Source organism: Azospirillum sp. UFLA03-27, assembly GCF_059803775.1.
Genome location: NZ_JAUQTX010000520.1, coordinates 1 through 853 on the forward strand (window position 1 = coordinate 1; position 853 = coordinate 853).

2 protein-coding genes are annotated in these 853 nt (G+C 66.9%); both read left to right on the plus strand.

The features are described from left to right. Positions 1 to 44: 44 nt before the first annotated feature. Positions 45 to 428: an OmpA family protein gene (locus tag Q4I23_RS32845; RefSeq protein ID WP_498529025.1), complete on the plus strand. Its 384-nt coding sequence runs from the start codon at positions 45 to 47 to the stop codon at positions 426 to 428. A gap of 24 nt (positions 429 to 452) precedes the next feature. Beyond that, on the plus strand, positions 453 to 779 hold the full coding sequence (locus tag Q4I23_RS32850; RefSeq protein WP_498529026.1) for a hypothetical protein: 327 nt from the start codon (positions 453 to 455) through the stop codon (positions 777 to 779). Positions 780 to 853: the final 74 nt, after the last annotated feature.

Consider the following 853-nt stretch of genomic DNA (forward strand, 5'->3'; position numbering starts at 1 on the left):
TAGTCTCGTGGGCTCGGAGATGTGTATAAGAGACAGCCAACGGCGTGCAGCCGGCCACCCTCTCCGCGCCGGAAACCCCGGCGGAGAGCCGGCCGACCAACGGTTTCGGCTTCCGCATCAACTTCGCCTTCAACTCCGCCGACGTTCCGAAGGAGTTCTATTCCTACGTCGACGCGGTCGGTGGGCTGATGTCGCAGGACCCGCAGCTCCGCCTCGTCATCGAGGGGCACACCGACGCCGTGGGAAGCGAGCAGTACAACCTCGCCCTCTCCGAGCGACGGGCCGTGTCGGTGGGCGAGTATCTGGTGCGCGTCCACCACATCGAGCCGCAGCGCATCGCCATCGCCGGCCTGGGCAAGAGCCAGCCGCTGACCCCCGACCCGACCGACAGCCGCAACCGGCGCGTCGAGTTCCGGCCCATCCAGTGATCGATCGGGAAGGGAGGGCGCGCCATGGTCCGGAAACTCCTTCTCCTGGTGGCGGTCGCGGCGCTCCCCCTCGTCGGGGGGGGCGCCGACGCGACGGTGGTCCGCAAGAAGAGCAGCGACGCGGGCGTGCAGCCCGGCGGGATCGACGTCGGGGTCCCGAAGGGCCGCGTGCGCATCCAGTGCTGGCAGGACGGCGAGAAGATCATCGATGAGACGGATCTGAACGTCCTGTCGCTCAGCGTCGCCAGCCAACTGAACGCGTTGCGCTTCCGCCGGGCCGGCGAGCCGGAGAACAGCCTCGCCATCGTGACGCGGAACCGGACGTCGTGCCTGTTGAGCCCGAAGGAATGATGAATGGGGGAGTATTGCCCCCCTGTCTCTTATACACATCTGACGCTGCCGACGATTATACGCGAGTGTAGATC

What these genes read in the sequence shown, in the direction of transcription:
- Q4I23_RS32850 (WP_498529026.1), top strand. Translation starts at nt 453, where the DNA reads ATGGTCCGGAAACTCCTTCTCCTGGTGGCGGTCGCGGCGCTCCCCCTC.